This is a genomic window from Fundicoccus culcitae (genome assembly GCF_024661895.1).
Lineage (GTDB): Bacteria > Bacillota > Bacilli > Lactobacillales > Aerococcaceae > Fundicoccus_A > Fundicoccus_A culcitae.
In genome coordinates this window covers 2,962,801-2,980,678 of record NZ_CP102453.1, presented here as the reverse complement: position 1 = coordinate 2,980,678, position 17,878 = coordinate 2,962,801, and the positions used below count along the sequence as shown (strand labels likewise).

The following is a 17,878-nucleotide window of genomic DNA, read 5'->3' as shown; positions in this document are numbered from 1 at the left end:
CAATAAATACCGCTGCTACTCGACATAAGTCCACGTTCCTGCTAAAGGCGCATGACTATCAAATCCTACAAAGAAATCAAAGGCTCCTGGATCCATCGTAAAGCTTAAATCAGCATGCCAATATGACAAGTCATCTTTGCCTAAGCGAATCATACCGTTGACCGTTTCCTTTGCCGCCACGTGAATTTTCTCGAAGTATTTCAATTCTCTTTCTGGCCTAGCTACTTCGGTGACTTTATCTTGCATATACACTTGTAAAATTTCTGAACCTGCATTCTCGGAATGATTCGTTATTTGATACTTGATTTCAACCGTTGTTTGATCTATTTGGCTAATCTTCACCTGGTCAAGCTCAATTTGACTATAATTCAAGCCAAATCCAAATGGATATAATGGCGCGTTGTCTGAATCTAAGTAACGCGAAACATATTTTTGAGCATGATTATGTTCATTAATACCACGGCCAGTTGATAGGAAATTATAAGACATGGGTAGTTGCCCGGTTGATTGCGGGAATGTCATCGGTAATTTTGCTGATGGGTTTACTCTTCCGCTTAAGACATCAACAATGGCGATACCAGCTTCGGAACCTGGGAACCAGCTTACTAAAATACCTTTAACATAAGGTTGAATAGCGGATAGGTCCATGGGTCGACTATTAACTAAGACCACAATAATATTTTGATTCCAATGGTAAACTTCTTTAATTAATTCAACTTGACGTTGCGATAAAGCTATCGATGTTTTACTTGCTCCTTCGCCACCTTCATCTGAAATCTCGCCAACTGCAACAATGACTTTATCGCAATATTTTAATTGAACATAATCAATTTCGCGTTCTACGTAGGTTGGATTAAAACCTGCTTGCTTTAAACCGTCTTCAAGCGTAATTGCTTTATCAGGATTGCCAATCCATGACCATGCTCCTAACACATCATGTGAGTTGGCTTTAGGCCCAACCAAACCTATTTTTTCGCTAGGCTGGATAGGCAATATGGATTCATTTTTCAATAGCACCATACTTTGCCCAGCGATTTCTCTAGCCTTGGCTCGTAAAGGTGTCATATCACGATCCAATGTTTCATCTTTTAGTCCTCGGTAAGGATCTTCAAAGAGGCCAAGTTCATTTTTTAATTCCAACATTTTTAAGACCGACTGATTGAGTTGGTCCATTTCAATTAAGCCATCTTGAATGAGTTCGGGTAAGGCATGTTGGTAATAATCCGTCACCATATCAATCTCAACACCGGCTGAAAAGGCCCGATAGGCAGCTTCTTTTTTGTCCGCTGCTACGCGGTGGTTAATCAGTTCATGAACGGCTGCGTAATCAGCAATAACGAGGCCTTCAAAATGCATTTCATTACGTAAAACATCTTTAAGGAGATATTTATTGGCGGTTGAAGGAATCCCGCGCCAAACATTGAAAGAGGACATGACCAATTTAACGCCTGCATCAATGGCAGCTCTGAAAGCGGGTAAGTGATTTTGGTATAGGTTTAAATCGGACATATCAACGGTATTATAGTCACGGCCTGCTTCGGCTTCACCATAACCCACAAAGTGTTTAACACAAGCAGCTAAGGTATCTTTATCGCTTAAGATCTCCCCTTGGTAGCCTTCAACATAGGCGCGTGTCATTTGACTGCTCAAATAAGGATCTTCCCCATTACTTTCCAAAACCCGACCCCAACGCGCATCCCTTACTAAGTCAGCCATGGGTGAAAAGGTGACATGCACCCCTGCTCTAGTGGCTTCAAAAGCCGATAATTCGGCGGTTGTTTTGACTAATTCAGTATCAAAAGAACTAGCTAAAGCAAGAGGGATAGGGAAAATTGTTTCATAACCATGGATAACATCCGCCATAAATATCAAGGGGATTTTTAAGCGACTATTGGCTAAATAGGTAGTTTGAATGCTGATCACATCTTCTTTGGTACGCGTACCTAAGACAGAACCTATTTGGAAAAGTTCTTCTTTAGTCATTTCTAACTCGTTCATCGGTCCGGTCACTTCACCTTGTTCCGAGAAAAACATAGGTGTTAATTGGACGAGTTGACCTACTTTTTCTTCTAAAGTCATTTGATCTAATAAAGCTAATAGTTTCGTTTGTTCCATTGAAATACCACCTTTTTCTAAAATAAAAACGTTTTTATTTTCAGTCAAAAAATAAATGAATCCGCTTTATTGATGTCTTTTGTCTTTTTATCTTATTAGTAAATACACTATATATTATTATAATGTTATAGTTTGCTTAATGGATACTATTGGTTACAAATCGTGATAAATCAACACTTTAAAACAATGTGGTAGTAACCAATCTTTAAAAGCATTAAAAAACATCACGTTATTCATTTCGAGATTAAGTATATGATAAAACGATTTCATTGTCAATAAAAACGTTTTTATTTTTGTCTATTTATTTTGGCATTCAAAAAGCATGCGCAGCTATTGCAAAAACTGTTATACTATTAATGAGAATTTATTAGTTTAGGAGTTACCATGAAAAAAATTATCTTATTAACAATTGGTTTTGTATCTTTTGGTTTAGGAGCTATTGGTGCTATTATTCCGGTGTTACCGACAACGCCCTTTCTATTATTATCTGGTTGGGCTTTTATGCAATCATCTGATCGTTTTAATCATTGGCTAAAAGGGACTAAATTGTATCAGTACTATGTGGGTGATTATGAAAAAGATCGATCGATTCCGCGTAACAAAAAATGGCGTATTTTAATAACCACCTATGCAATTATGCTTCTATCGATGTTAATTGTTCCGATAGATGCTGTTAGAATTTTCATTGCTATTTGCGGAATTATTTTTGGTTTGTTTTTATTCTTTAAAATTCCGGATCGCACAGAAAGTTAAGTACAAAAAAACGAGCTCTAAACTGACATTAAGTGGGATGTCAGTTTAGAGCTCGTTTCATCGATTGGCAGTGATATTTATTCGACGGTAACGGATTTGGCTAGGTTACGTGGTTTGTCAACATCCAAACCTTTACCTAGTGAGGTATAGTAAGCAATCAACTGAACCATGACCGCAATCACCAATGGCGTTAACAGGGCGTGCGTTTTTGGTAAAACAAATTGATCCCCTGGCTGGGCAAAGTCTTGAGTGGCAATGACACAGGTTTTCGCTCCACGAGCTTTCACTTCTTCCAAATTCCCGCGGGTATGTTTATCCACCTTGGCCTGGCTAATAATCGCAATAACCGGGGTACCTTCTTCAATCAGAGCAATTGTCCCGTGTTTTAATTCACCCGAAGCAAAGGCTTCAGTTTGAATATAAGAGATTTCTTTGAGCTTTAGAGCGGCTTCCATTGAGACATAGTAATCTAGAAAGCGACCAATGTAAAAAGCATTAGGGGTTTCGAGTAAGTTTTCATCCACCCAAGCCTTAATTTGATCTTTTTCAGCTAAAATGGTCTCCATATTGGTGGCCGCGATACTTAATTCGTGGGCTAAATCTAAACCGTGCTGTTGGGTTTGACCAACCGCTGCTGCAAGGATGGCCATCACCGTAATTTGAGCCGTATAAGCTTTGGTTGAGGCTACAGCAATTTCGGGTCCAGCATGTAACAACAAAGTGTATGTTGCTTCCCGTGATAAGGTCGAACCTTTAACATTGGTTATTGTTAGGGATGGATGACCTAGCTGATTGACTAAAACTAAGGCTTGGCGACTATCAGCGGTTTCCCCACTTTGTGAAAGAAAAATAAAGAAAGGTTTTTCACTCATTAAAGGTGGATTATAGGCGAATTCGCTTGCCAGGTGAATTTCAGTAGGGATATTTATTTGTTTTTCAAAAAGGTTTTTACCTACCCAACCGGCATGGTAAGAGGTTCCACAGGCAACAATATACAGACGGTCGCTGTTTTGAAGCGCCGCTTTTAAATTGTCGTCAACGACAAATTGGCCGTTTTGGTCTTGATAGGTTTGAATTAAGCGACGCAATACCGCTGGTTGCTCGTCAATTTCCTTAATCATGTAGTAAGGATAAGCCCCTTTGCCTAGATCACTTGGATCTAATTCAGCCACGTAGGGATCACGCTGAACGGATTCCCCTTGCAAATTAGTAATCGTGACAGCATCTTCTTTTAAGACGATTATTTCTTTATCCTTAATTTCAATGTACTCATGCGTCAAATCAATTGTAGCCATGGCATCGGACGTAATCGCATTAAAGCCATCCCCTTTTCCGACTAACAAAGGACTTTTATTTTTTGCAGCATATAAGACATCCGAATTTTCTTTGTCAATCAAGCCAAAAGCATAGGACCCTTCGATTAAGGATAGGGCCTTTTGAAAGGCATCTTGCGTGCTTAAGTGGTCATTTTCAACAAAATTTTCGATGAGTGCTACGACTATTTCCGTATCCGTATTGGATTGGATTGGGGTATTTTCTAAATAGGCTTGGCGTAATTCATTATAATTTTCAATAACCCCATTATGCACCAATACGAAACGCCCATTGGGTGATGTATGCGGATGCGCATTGTCTAAGGTAGCTGGTCCATGGGTCGCCCAACGGGTATGCCCAATTCCGACTTCAGCTGGAAAAGTAAAGTCTACTTTGGCTTTTAACGCCTCGATGCGACCGACTTCCTTGGTCAATTGAAAGTTATCTTCTTCATGATTTAACAAGAAAATACCTGCTGAATCATAACCTCTATATTCTAATCGTTCTAGTCCATTAATTAATACTTCTTGTACATTTTTATCTCCTATAATGCCGACAATTCCACACATGTATCCAATTCCTCTTTTCGTGTATTTAATGTCGCTTCTAGGTGCTGAAAAGGTTTCTGTTTTATATTTGCATATAATTTTTATCCCTTTTCTTAAGGTTGCACAACCTTGAGCCATCCGCCGAATCTTTCGATAAGCCCAATCCTCGTCACCTTATTTTCATAAGGCCAGGCGCTATCCATTTTTTTCTCCTTCTTAAATTTTCTAAAAGCACTTTACAAATTACACTATTTTTTCCAATTTGTCAAAACCATTTAAGACCCTTCCCCTAATAAATATCACTATTACAATGCAAAAAGCAATTAAATCAGCGTTGAAAACACTCACTTAATTGCTTCAATTAATTTATTATTAATTTTATTTATACTTAATTTAAATATTGTTTTAAGACAATTGAGGTATAAGGTTCAATCGCAATCGTATCAATCACAGGGGTGACCGTACCATCATCAAGATGAACGGTCCCATCAATTAGCTTAACGATATATTCTCCCTCTTCAAGTGGATAATTGACTCGGTTGTTCTGTGCGTTAAAAACGACAATCAAGCGTTCATTATCACGTTTATACTCGATGGCGACAATCTGATAGTCGGCTCTAAGGAGTGTCATACACTCTTTAATTTCATCGTAAGTATTGAGTGTGAATAAAGGTTCTGATTTTCTTAAAGCAATTAAATTTCTAGTCAATTCTACTGAATGGCGATACGTTTCTTGACGCATCCAATCAATTTGATTAATTTCATCAGGGCTATTATAACTATCGCGCACGCCTTGTTTCGTCCGTAAAAATTCTTGGCCCGCATGGATAAAAGGAATGCCTTGCGAAAGTAGGACGATGGTTGTGGCTAGTTCATGTCGTTTAATTAGCGAATCTTTATCCAGATTAGGATCTGCTGCTACTAAACGATCATATAGTGTATAGTTGTCGTGCGCTTCAACATATTGTATCAATTGTTTAGGATCTTGATAATTACCAAAATCAACACCCGCCATAAAATTTTTGGCTAATTTTTGTTCCATATACCAAGCACCATTAATAAAGCCTCTAGCTTTAGCATCAAAATCATTCCCTTTGAGTGCTTCACGGAGACCATCATTAAACTGACCAATTCTAGGCATAAAGCTCGCGTTGTTATGCGATGCTTTTTCATCGCTATCTAGGGCGGTAGCTAAATCCCAACCCTCGCCAAAAAGCAGGATGGAAGGATCAATTTCATCCAGTGTCTTACGTACTTCATTCATTGTTGTAATATCATGAATACCCATTAAGTCAAAGCGGAAACCATCAATATGATATTCTTCGACCCAATATTTTACGCTATCTAAAATGTATTTGCGCATCATATAACGTTCTGATGCGGTATCATTCCCTACACCCGTTCCATTGGACAATTTCCCTGCTTCATCGTAACGATAAAAATATCCAGGGACAGTTTTATGGAAACTTTGATGTTCGACTTCATAAACATGGTTATAAACAACATCCATAATGACTCGAATGCCAGCATCATGCAAAGCTTGAATCATTTGCTTAAGTTCTTTAATGCGTAAAAATGGATCATAAGGATTCGTCGAATACGATCCTTCTGGTGCATTAAAATTATGTGGATCATATCCCCAATTGTACTCAACGGGTTCTTCCACGGTTTCATCCACGGTTGCATAGTCAAATAGAGGTAAAAATTCAACATGTGTTACCCCTAATTTTTTTAAATATTCCATTCCGGTTGGCGAACCTACTTTGTTTTTGGTTCCCTTTTCCGTAAAAGCTAAAAATTTGCCTTTATGAGTCATTCCACCATTTTCATCCACTGAGAAGTCACGAACATGTAATTCATAAATAATTGCCTGTTGACTATTCTCAAAAGGTGGCATCCGATCGCCCCAACCTTCAGGGTTTGTCCGCGCCAAATCGACTACCACTGAACGATGTCCATTTACCGTAACCGCTTTGGCGTATGGATCGACTGTCATTTTGACGGTTGAATCCATAAACGTTAAACGATACCGATAAGTTAGACCATGCTGATCGCCTTCGATGCGTTTTTCAAAGATGCGATCGTCAGCTGATTTCTGCATTAACATTGTTTTCTTTAAACTACCATAATAACCATCATAAATCATAATCTCTACTTGAGAAGCTGTGGGTGCCCACAATTTAAAATCTGTAAATTCGGGTGTATAAATAGCCCCCAAATCACCTGTATAATAATTTCGAGCTACAAAGACGGCATCCCTTGTCATTAGTCTGAGTGCTTCTTTAATTTGTTTTTGATTAGAGTCCTGATTGATTGGCAGTTGAGTATATCTTTTCATTTCAAACTCCCACTATTTTTTAATACTTCTACTTTACATGTAAAACAAAAAAAACACAACTCATTAGAGTTGTGTTTTGACGTCAAACAGTGAATTCATTACTATTGCTAGTTATGTTTATGCTTTTTGCGATGAGTCAATTGTATATAGCGTTCATACCAAATATTAACAAACTCCGGAGCGAATGGCCCTTTTTTCTCATCTATCCATCGAACAAGTTCTTGAATATTATATTTTAGAATGGGGTCTATTTCATCTGGATAATGGTATTTTTTACCATGAATTTCATATTCATCAACATCGAGTAAACGTTTTTCCCCATCAGGAAATACTTTAATATCTAAATCATAATCAATATATTTTAAAGCTTCATTATCGATTAAATAAGGAGATGCTAGATTACAATAGTAAGTCACGCCTCTTTTACGTATCATAGCCACAACATTAAACCAAAAATGTTTATGAAAATACATTAGCGCCACTTCTCTTGTTACCCATCTTCGCCCATCTGCTTCAGTTACTAAAGTATGATCATTACAACCAATAATTGATTGGTCACTTGTTTTCAGCACCATATTATCGCGCCAAGTTCGATGTAATGACCCATCGTGTTTATAACTTTTAATAGTGATGAATTCACCCTCTCTAGGTTGCTTCATCACTTATCCTCTTTCTGTTTGCGTTCATTTTATGATTTACATCATAAATCTATCCTTTTGCATTATAACATAAGTGAAAGAAAGGTTGTTATAATTCCTACATTTTTCTTATTTTTTTTTCGTAATTGATAACAATATACATCCCATTCACTGATTAAGTAATTTGGGAGCTCATCAAAATTTATTAAGCTTAGGTTTCTCTTTGCCATCCGCCTCTCAGCTTGTTCTCTGGCGGTTGGGGGTAAGCGGAAAACGTATTACCGTAAATCAGACTACAAATAAGGCTAATCGGTCATAAAATCAGGTGTTTGATGACCGATTAGCTTAAGTGGGAAATGAAGAATTCTATACACATACCCACCGCGAGACAGATTAAATTGAAATTGTCGTGTGCTGGTGCAGCGTAAGTGGGAAATGAAGAACCGTCTTTCTCACTTACGTGAGCGCACACATATTGGTGAGTTTGTTGTGTGCGCGAACCTGAGCGCACACATATTGAAGCGTTTGTTGTGAGCGCGAACCTAAGCGGGAAATGTGTACCATAAATAAACTACAAATTAGGCTAATCGGTCATAAAATCAGGTGTTTGATGACCGATTAGCTTTATTCGGCTGCCTTTCACATCCGCTTACAACGACGGGTTGTTGCTTGCGATATATCAATGCGATAAAAGGCTGATTATGTGGAACCAACTCAACCGGAATATTCCACTTGTAGACCTAAGTGGAACTAACCTACCTAGAATATTCCACTTATCGTAAATAGGAAACGGTCCGTCACTCTCTACTTAATGTTTAATCAGACCATTATTCTTTTAGCGGTGTCCTGAATAGCTCTATTCTGTCTTTTGCGCATTACGCAGATGACAGATTAGCTTTATTTGGGTCATTGCTCGGTTAGTAGGAGCTTGATTAATCTTTTTTATTAGAGCTTTCTGCAAATATATCAAGTTGTGATGATTCATCGAAGAGAATCACTATTGTTGCCTTCTCACTAGACTAAAAAACTGGACTAGATTTTTTCTAGTCCAGCTGTAGCAGAGGTATTTATTTAAGGGGTTGGGGGTAAGGTGTAGTCGGGGTTGTCATTTGAATTGGTGATAACAACCATGGTGGTGGTGTCGTAGTTGTTTTCTTTGAGGACGCTCAAATCGACTTGACCGACAACTTGACCTTTATCGACGTAATCATCTGGCTGGATACGGATATCGAAGCCTTTACCATCTAATTCAACGGTGTTAATGCCAATATGCACTAACACTTCTATACCGGTATCTGAGACAATCCCAAACGCGTGTTTGGTTGGAAAGACGGCTGAGACTTTACCTGTGATAGGGGCAACCACTTTGCCATCGGTTGGTTTTACAGCAAAGCCATTACCCATCGCTTTAGATGAAAAGACTGGATCATCTACGGCTTCAATCGAAATTAGTTCACCAGCCATGGGTGCGATTAGCGTTGTTGGGTTTTCATCTATCAATGTCTCCGTCGGCGTTACGTCAACGACTTCAGCTTCGTCTTCATCAATCCCAAAAATATAGGTTAGGATTGCGGTTAAGAAGAAGGCAATGGAAATTCCAATAATATAATAGACAAAGGTATCACCAGCAAAGGCTGGCAAGGTTGTTAAGGCAGGGAAAACATAGACAATTGCCTTGGTTTGCATCATTCCCATAAAAGCACCGGCTATACCCCCACCAATAATTTGGGCATAGAGTGGTTTCTTGTATTTAATCGAAATACCATAAACGATAGGTTCCGTAATACCACCCAATAAAGCAGGGACCATTGAAGAAAGGGCTAATGATTTTGTTTCAGGCTTTTTAGCTCTAAAGTAGACACCTAAGGCAGCTCCAGCACTCGCAAAGGTTGCGGCAGCAATCATTGGACGAATGACGTCATAACCATAAGTGGCAATATTGTTGATCATGATTGGCACAACACCCCAGTGAACGCCCACCATAACTAATAAAGACCAGAAGCCACCAATAATAAATCCAGCTAATAACCCACTGCGGGCTGAGATAAAATTAATCACATCACCTAAACCATTACCTAACGTAACACCAATTGGTCCCAGAACGATGACCGTTAATGGCACCATAATTAACAATGAAATCATCGGTAATAAGAAAATTTCTAAACTCTTAGGAATCCAAGTTTTCAACCATCTTTCCAAGTAAGAATAAATGAAAATAGCAATAATTGAAGGAATAACTGTTCCCGTATAACTCATTAAGACGGTTGGAATGCCCAAGAATGACACTCGAACCCCTGTTTCCGTAATTAAGTTAGTGAAGTTTGGCTCCATTAGTGCTGCTACAATCGCTAATGAAATGAATGGATTGGCTTTAAAAACGCGTGCCGCACTCACTGCTAAGAATAAGGGTAAGAAATAAAACACACTATTCCCTGCGGCTGACAAAATACCGTAAGTCGCCGATTCGGTACTCATCAAATCAAAGGTGGTTAATAAAACCAACAGCGCTTTGATCATCCCCGCCCCAGCTAAAGGCATAATAATCGGATTAAATATCGCTGTTAATGTATTTAGGAAGCGAATAACAATATTCCCTTTTTCTTCCGCTTCTTCACTTTGTCCTGCGGATTCTCCGGCTGATACAGGGTTAGGGAATTTATATTTTTGATCAATCGCTGCATATACTTTATCGACTTCATTGCCAATAATCACTTGATATTGATTATTGGCTTGGGCGACTGAAAGCACACCATTAAGTTTCTTGATTTCGTTTTCATTTTTCGCAGCAATTGACTCGTCCTTCAATTTAAATCGTAAGCGTGTGATACAGTGATATAAGCTAACAACATTTTCTTTACCGCCGACTAATTCAACAATTTGATCAGCTAGTTGGTTGTACTTTTCAGCCATTTTATTTGCTCCTATCTATTTCTTTATTAATTCCATTATAGAACTGATAGAAGGCTATTATGGGAAAGTTCGCAAATTAGAAACCAAGTCATTCAGCGATATTTATTAAAAAAGCTGTGAATAAAATTGAATTTATCCACAGCTTAAAAAAGTTAGTCTAGTAAGGTGTCGCCGTTTGTAGCGATGACTTCTTTGTACCAATCAAAGGAGTCTTTTTTCGAGCGTTTTTGCGTGCCATTACCTTCATCATCTTGGTCAACATAAATGAATCCGTAACGTTTGGACATTTGCGAGGTTGAGGCACTGACAATATCAATACATCCCCAAGCGGTATAACCAAAAACGTCAACACCATCGTGCAGAGCTTCATTCACTTGTTGTAAATGTCTCTTTAAATAATCAATACGGTAAGGATCATGAATGGAGCCATCTGCTTCAACGACATCGACTGCCCCTAGCCCATTTTCAGCAACCAGAATAGGTTTTTGATAGCGGTCATACAACTGGTTCAAGGCCGTTCTTAGTCCTTGAGGGTCAATTTGCCAACCCCAATCACTTGATTCTAAATGTGGATTAACAATTCCACCCGTAATGAGATTGCCTACCGCCGATTCAAGGGTTTCAGGGTGAGCACTAATTGCACTCGACATATAGTAAGAAAATGAGACAAAATCAACCGGATATTGGCGTAGAATTTCTATGTCGCCACGTTCCACTTTAATTTTGACATTTTTGTTTTCAAACATGCGTTCTGTATAGGCAGGATAGTAGCCGCGCGCTTGAACGTCTGTAAAGAATAACGATTCGCGTTGAGCTTCAACTGTTTTTTGAATGTCATCTGGATGTGCTGAATAGGGCACAAGTAATTGATAAGAAATCATACAGCCTACTTTGCAATCAGGCATTAATTCATGGGCTTTTTTCGTCGCCAAGGCACTAGCGACAAATTGATGGTGGGCGCCTTGATATTTAGCTTGTTCAATATGAGGATGGCCTTCTTCAATAATCCCTAAACTCGTGTAAGGATGGTGTTTGACAGCATTAATCTCATTAAAAGTAATCCAATATTTTACTTTACCTTGTAAACGTTCAAACATGGCTGTCACAAAGTTCAAGTAAAAATCAATCACTTTACGATTGACCCAACCCCCATATTCAGTCGCTAAATGTAAGGGCATTTCATAGTGTGATAAAGAAATAATGGGTTCTATATCATATTTTAATAATTCATCAATAACGGCTTCATAAAAAGCTAAGCCTGCTTCGTTGGGTTCTGCTTCATCGCCTTTAGGGAAAATCCGTGTCCAAGCAATAGACATCCGGTACGTTTTAAAGCCCATTTCAGCAAACAGTTTAATATCTTCTTTGTAGTGGTAATAAAAGCCTGTCCCTTTACGTTTAGGATAGTAATGCGGACTATTGGGGTCTTGAGCTTCTTCAACTTGCTTGTGGGTCATCATATGCCATTGGTCTGTCCAACGTTCTTTTGGCATACTTGAATCAAAAATATACACATCTGATAAAGATAAGCCTTTACCACCTTCATTTGAGCCACCTTCTACTTGATTGGCCGCCGTCGCGCCACCCCAGAGGAAGTCTTTAGGAAAATAATTTTTCGATGTTGTCATTTATTTTTTCTCCTTTACAAATTTTGAATAATCGAGATTAGCCCCATTGGTTTCAATGATTTGTTTGTAGTAGTCAAAACTGGCTTTTTTCTTGCGTTCTAAGGTTCCTTCACCATCATTGTTACGATCCACATACACAAAACCATAACGTTTATCCATTTCACCTGTACCGGCAGAAACAATATCAATCGGACCCCACCAGGTGTAACCGATGATATCACAACCATCCTCAATCGCTTCGTTCATTGCCATTACGTGTTCCTTTAAATATTCCATTCTATCTGGATCATTAAATTCGCCAACCTCATCGGCTTGATCAAATAATCCAATGCCGTTTTCAACAACAAATAGAGGTTTTTGATAACGGTCCGTTAGTTCATTACATACATATCTAAAGCCTAATGGGTCAATCGGCCAACCCCACGCTGTTTCTTTAAGGTAAGGGTTTTTCTCCCCAATTAAACCCCCTGTATTACCTAAAATCTTAGTACCCGCACGATGCAGAGAACTGCGGTAATAACTAAAACCTAAATAATCACACGTGCCTTCCTTAATAGTTTCCAAATCCCCTGGCTGAATATCTAAATAAATATCATTTTCTTTCACGATGCGATTAAAATACCCAGGATACTCGCCTCTAAGTTGAACATCGCTATAAAATAACGAACGACGACGTAATTGGTAAGATTCAAAGACATCCTCTGGATTAGTGGAAGCAGGATAAATCGGGCTCAAGGATAACATACACCCAATTTGGAAATCAGGATTAATTTTTTTACCCGCAATCACCGCTTTAGCACTAGCAACAAACATGTTGTGGCTGGCTTGATAGATGATATTTAATTTTTCAGTTTCATCTTTTGCTTGTGAAATATCAACTCCGGCTGCAATCAGTGGTAACGTATGGGCATGGTTAATTTCATTAAATGTCATCCAATAGGTAACTTGGTCTTTATAACGCTCAAAGACAACTTTGGCATAGCGTTCATAAAAATCAATCAATTGACGATTTTTCCATCCCCCATATTCCTTAACTAAATACAAAGGGGTTTCAAAGTGTGATATTGTAATTATAGGTTCAATGTTATAAGATTTTAATAGAGCAAACAAACGATCATAAAATTGAAGACCCGCTTCATTCGGTTCAAGTTCATCACCTTTAGGGAAAATACGCGTCCAAGCAATGGATGTTCTGAAACATTTCAAACCAAGTTCTGCCATAAGTGCGATATCTTCTTCATAACGGTGATAGAAGTCGATGCCTTCATGATTAGGATAATGCTTTTCGGGATCTAGCTCGAGACTAAAATGATAAACACGGTCTTTACCCATCGGTAACGCATCAGCAATACTCATGCCTTTACCATCCTCTAGGTAAGCACCCTCTGCTTGATTGGCAGCGATTGCACCACCCCACAAAAAATTTTCTGGGAAATTTGATTGATACATTATTTTCCTCCTTGTTTTTGACTCCCACGCAAACAAATACATTTGCTTAAAACTAACAACACACTTCCATCTGATGTTAGTATATAACAAGCACCCCCGCTTTTGGACATAGTTCGCGTTTTAGAAACCAAATAAATATCTGGAGGTACCCTTAATTATGGGCATTTTGATTATTCGCTTATTAACCATCATAAATACGCAACCCTTAGACTCAACCTTATATCATATTGCCAGTATTTTTTTGCAACATTATGATTTAATTGAATTATATAGTATTGGAGAAATGGCTGATTTAGCCAAAGTTTCTAAATCGACTTTATCCAAATTTGCGCGACAAATTGGTTTTGATGATTATTTGCATTTAAAGGATAATGCTGGTTTTATTACCGATCGATACAACAACCACTACAACTATCTGACTAATATTGTACAGGAATTGGATCAGCACAACTACATGGATTATTTTCAAACGATTAAACAATCCATTGATTTACTCCAAGATACCATTGATATCATTGCTATTGATCGCTTGGCCGATGATTTAATTGCTTATAATAAAGTGGGTGTCTTTGGCCTGATATTTTCTGAATCAGCTTCCATTGATTTCCAGTATAAATTAGCCTATAATCGTAAATTTGTCTTCACTTTTCAAGACTTAGATAAACAGGAAGCCTTTATTCGTCAAGCAAACGAAGATACTTTGATTATTGTTTTCTCTAATTCCGGAAATTTTGTGAGACATCAACAAGTTACCGAAGGGAAACCCACCAAAAATTTCTTTTCAAAAATGAAAGCTAAATTATTTGTGATTACATCAGACCCCACGGTTTTAGACTTACCTCATGTGGATGATGCCATTATTTATCCGACTAGCAAGGGCATCCAAACGCACTTTATTCTTTATCAAATCATTATGGATTTAATCATTTCCCGTTATCGCATCAAACTAATGAAAACAAAATAAATAACGCCAAAAAAACCCTAGTTTAGATGCTTTAGTTAGCATTTAAACCAGGGTTTAATTTAGTTGAGATTAAATAGTAAATTTTTATTCCTCTGAAGCTGATTCTTCCGATTCAGGGTCTTCGGGTAATGGATCCGTTGAGTCGGATTCATCAGAAGTTGAATCATCAGGCGTTGACTCATCGGAGGTCGAATCATCAGGGGTTGATTCTTCTGATTGTGAGCCATCATCAACCGTTTCAGTCGATTCTTCCGTTGATTCTTCGACTTCTTCAACACTTTCTGCCTCATCTTCCGTTGGAATACGTGCTTCTTCATTAGTATAGCCTTCAGCATAAGCGGATAACTTATAATACATTAAGTAGTCAATGCCAAGACCACCTGCTGCTAACGGTTCATCATACACCTGCACAATTTGTTCATCTTCAAAAATAAAGAACTCAATTAGCGCATCATCCATGCTAGTACCACTAAATGTTGCAAAAATTTCAACAGGTACTTCATTGTGGAACATGAATGCATGTCCCGTAAAGACTGGTGTTTCAGCGGCTAATTCATCAACAGACGCATTGGATTCTAGTAATTCAACGACACGGTTTTGATCCATAAATGTTTCATAGTCCACATCATGATAGTTACTGACTAAACCAGCTAAAATAGCTTCATCTTCATAGAAATAGACATACAATGTCGCTAATTTTTCTTCAGGTTCTTCAGTTACCACGGTAGTTTCCTCGGTCGCTTCTTCAGACTCCTCAGTCGATTCTACTTCTTCATTTTCTAATAGAGCTTGACTGATGTCTTCTTCAATTTCTTCGCCGTTATAAACATACTCTAAAATCATTTCATAATCTGATATTTCGTATGCTTGTGGTTCTACGCCACCATCAAAATTTTCAGTAATTTCCGCCATTGTTGGCCCTAAATCATACCCATAGTATAAATCACCTATCTGGAATTGATTAAGAAACTCAATATAATACTCTTTAGCTTGCAATAAGGCTGGTGTGCCAGATGCTTCAGTCAGTAAAGTATTAATTGTATCAGTCGTAGAGCTCGTACTATCCAATTGAACCTCGTCTTCTTCAGAAACAGAATCTTCAGATAGCACTTCTTCTACATCACTAGAGTCTTCAGACGAACTTTCTTGAGCTAAAATAGCGGTCGACGTCAAGGACAACTGAGATGCTAGTAGACCTGCAACTGCAATTTTGAGAAATTTCTTCATTCTTAACTCTCCTTTTTAATTGATTGCACTTCATATAATGAAATGCCTAGCCCTATTATAACTAATCATAAAACTAAAATACAATATTATGACTATTAGCCTTTATGGAGGCTTGATTTATTAAGGTTTTGCTAACAGTTGTTGGGTGGTTTGGAGTGTATAGTTACTTTTGATTGATGGCTGATTTTCTTGCTTTGTGAGAAAGTTAATGAATTTACATAAAAAAGAGAGGGTTGTGGTTTAATGTCATGGGGGAAACTTAATGACGGAGAAATATCGGACTTTCTTACTCTGAGCGTTCCTCACTGCTAACTTCATCTTCAGTTAACTGTCTTTTCGAATGCCATTTTGTACTTCGTTGCTTTAACGAACTACATTTTTATAGTTCGTTGAGTGAACGAACTACATTTTTATAGTTCGTCGGTGAAACGAACTACATTTTTATAGTTCGTCGAGTGAACGAACTACATTTTTATAGTTCGTCGAGTGAACGAACTACATTTTTATAGTTCGTCGGTGAAACGAACTACATTTTTGTAGTTCGTTGAGTGAACGAACTACATTTTTATAGTTCGTTTCCTATTCGGAGCTAACTTTCTTACTCCATTCCCCATTCGAAGCTAACTTTCTTACTTCGTTCACCATTCGAAGCTAACTTTTGGCAAAAAAGTTACTTATCACTAAGTATAAAGTAATTAATCGTATTTTAAGTTCAGACATTTGTAAGCAAACAAACTTAGGCGGAAATGAATCAAAATTCATTTCCGCCTTTTATTCATTTGAAGGTGTATTAGCCGAGATGACTAATAATTAAATATAGAAATCCTGTTCTTCACTTTCCTCGTAGAACAATCTGCCTGGAATCCTGGGAAAAAGCCTAGAGGCGAATGGTTGCTCACAACATTCGATTAAATCATTTCTGACTGTAAGTAGGCGGCTAATAAATCATAGGTTGCATCAACTGATTGGGCATGGGTCCGTTCGAAAGCATGGCTGGCATCAATTCCGGCTCCTAACAAACCATGGCGGACATCGGCGCCTGCTTTCATAGCGGCTGAAGCATCGCTACCGTAATAAGGATAAATATCTAATTTATATGGGATATTACTTGTTTGGCATAATTTAACGAGTTGATTCCGCAAGCCTAAATGGTAGGGTCCGCTACCATCTTTGACACAAATGGATACGGTGTATTCATCTGATTGTTGGTCATCCCCTAAAGCTCCCATATCAACGGCTAAATATTCAACAACGCTGCTTGCGATATTTGAATTTCCGCCATATCCAATTTCTTCATTGGTTGATATATAAAAATGCGTCGTATGACTCAAAAGTAGCTCGTTTTTAGATACTGCTTCAATGATTTCAAGCAACAAAGCGACGCTGACCTTATCATCTAAATGACGTGATTTAATATAGCCAGTATCAGTTATTTCTACCTTAGGATCAAAACTCACAAAATCGCCTACTTCGATTCCTAGGGCACGTACATCCGCCTCTGACTCAACCAACTCATCTAAACGAATTTCCATATTCGCTTGGTTGCGTTCTGCCGTGTGTGCATCTTTATAGACATGCACACTGGTTTGATGCATTAGGATAGTACCTGAAAAGACATTGTCGGATACGGCTGAGTGGACTTGACAATAGGCACCTTCGATCGAATTATAAGCAAAGCCTCCGATTAAATCGATTTTAATTCGACCGTCGGGCTTTATCGCTCGCACGATGGCACCCAGTGTATCAACGTGGGCTGTTACAAAACGTTGGCGATTATCATCCTTACCTTCCAAGGTAATTAGCAAACCACCCTTAGGGGTATAGTTGACAGGAACGCCAAGCTTTTCAAGTTGTTGTTGAATGACTGCAATAATGGTTTGTGTATAGCCTGTCGGTGAGGCAATAGTGGTTAGGGCAGCGATATTTATTAGACGTTCTTTAGATTTTTCTGTTAGGACATAATTTTTGTTCATTATCATTCTCCTTATATAAAT

General features: G+C 38.2%; 11 protein-coding genes. 2 read left to right on the top strand and 9 right to left on the bottom strand.

The features are described from left to right. Window positions 1–15: 15 nt before the first annotated feature. On the bottom strand, window positions 16–2,115 hold the full coding sequence (locus NRE15_RS13435) for a glycoside hydrolase family 3 N-terminal domain-containing protein (protein WP_313793374.1): 2,100 nt from the start codon (window positions 2,113–2,115) through the stop codon (window positions 16–18). Between the two features lie 384 nt (window positions 2,116–2,499). On the opposite strand from NRE15_RS13435, the gene NRE15_RS13430 reads away from it, so the two are divergent. Then, window positions 2,500–2,868: a YbaN family protein gene (locus NRE15_RS13430; protein ID WP_313793373.1), complete on the top strand. Its 369-nt coding sequence runs from the start codon at window positions 2,500–2,502 to the stop codon at window positions 2,866–2,868. A 77-nt stretch (window positions 2,869–2,945) separates the two neighbouring features. Here NRE15_RS13430 and glmS read toward each other — a convergent pair whose 3' ends face one another. From glmS to NRE15_RS13400, 6 genes are all read right to left on the bottom strand, one after another. Then, a complete protein-coding gene (glmS, locus tag NRE15_RS13425) occupies window positions 2,946–4,751 on the bottom strand; it encodes a glutamine--fructose-6-phosphate transaminase (isomerizing) (protein ID WP_313793372.1) in 1,806 nt (601 codons plus the stop codon). A 367-nt stretch (window positions 4,752–5,118) separates the two neighbouring features. Further along, window positions 5,119–7,068 (bottom strand): type I pullulanase, encoded by a 1,950-nt coding sequence (gene pulA / locus NRE15_RS13420; RefSeq protein ID WP_313793371.1) that lies wholly within the window; start codon window positions 7,066–7,068, stop codon window positions 5,119–5,121. Between the two features lie 107 nt (window positions 7,069–7,175). After that, complete coding sequence (gene ntdP, locus NRE15_RS13415; RefSeq protein ID WP_313793370.1) at window positions 7,176–7,727, bottom strand: nucleoside tri-diphosphate phosphatase; 552 nt, start codon at window positions 7,725–7,727, stop codon at window positions 7,176–7,178. A 1,050-nt stretch (window positions 7,728–8,777) separates the two neighbouring features. Further along, window positions 8,778–10,616, bottom strand: a complete 1,839-nt coding sequence (locus NRE15_RS13410; protein ID WP_313793369.1) for a beta-glucoside-specific PTS transporter subunit IIABC — start codon at window positions 10,614–10,616, stop codon at window positions 8,778–8,780. A 152-nt stretch (window positions 10,617–10,768) separates the two neighbouring features. Next, complete coding sequence (locus NRE15_RS13405) at window positions 10,769–12,244, bottom strand: glycoside hydrolase family 1 protein (protein WP_313793368.1); 1,476 nt, start codon at window positions 12,242–12,244, stop codon at window positions 10,769–10,771. Then, entirely contained in the window at window positions 12,245–13,693 is a 1,449-nt protein-coding gene (locus tag NRE15_RS13400) for a glycoside hydrolase family 1 protein (RefSeq protein WP_313793367.1), read from the bottom strand. 157 nt (window positions 13,694–13,850) lie between these two features. Between NRE15_RS13400 and NRE15_RS13395 the strand changes: the two genes are divergently transcribed. After that, the gene (locus NRE15_RS13395) at window positions 13,851–14,657 is read left to right on the top strand and encodes a MurR/RpiR family transcriptional regulator (RefSeq protein ID WP_313793366.1); all 807 of its coding nucleotides are present in this window, start codon (window positions 13,851–13,853) and stop codon (window positions 14,655–14,657) included. An 84-nt stretch (window positions 14,658–14,741) separates the two neighbouring features. Here NRE15_RS13395 and NRE15_RS13390 read toward each other — a convergent pair whose 3' ends face one another. Then, window positions 14,742–15,884 (bottom strand): hypothetical protein, encoded by a 1,143-nt coding sequence (locus NRE15_RS13390; RefSeq protein ID WP_313793365.1) that lies wholly within the window; start codon window positions 15,882–15,884, stop codon window positions 14,742–14,744. A gap of 908 nt (window positions 15,885–16,792) precedes the next feature. After that, window positions 16,793–17,863 (bottom strand): M42 family metallopeptidase, encoded by a 1,071-nt coding sequence (locus NRE15_RS13385; RefSeq protein ID WP_313793364.1) that lies wholly within the window; start codon window positions 17,861–17,863, stop codon window positions 16,793–16,795. Between the last annotated feature and the right edge of the window lie 15 nt (window positions 17,864–17,878).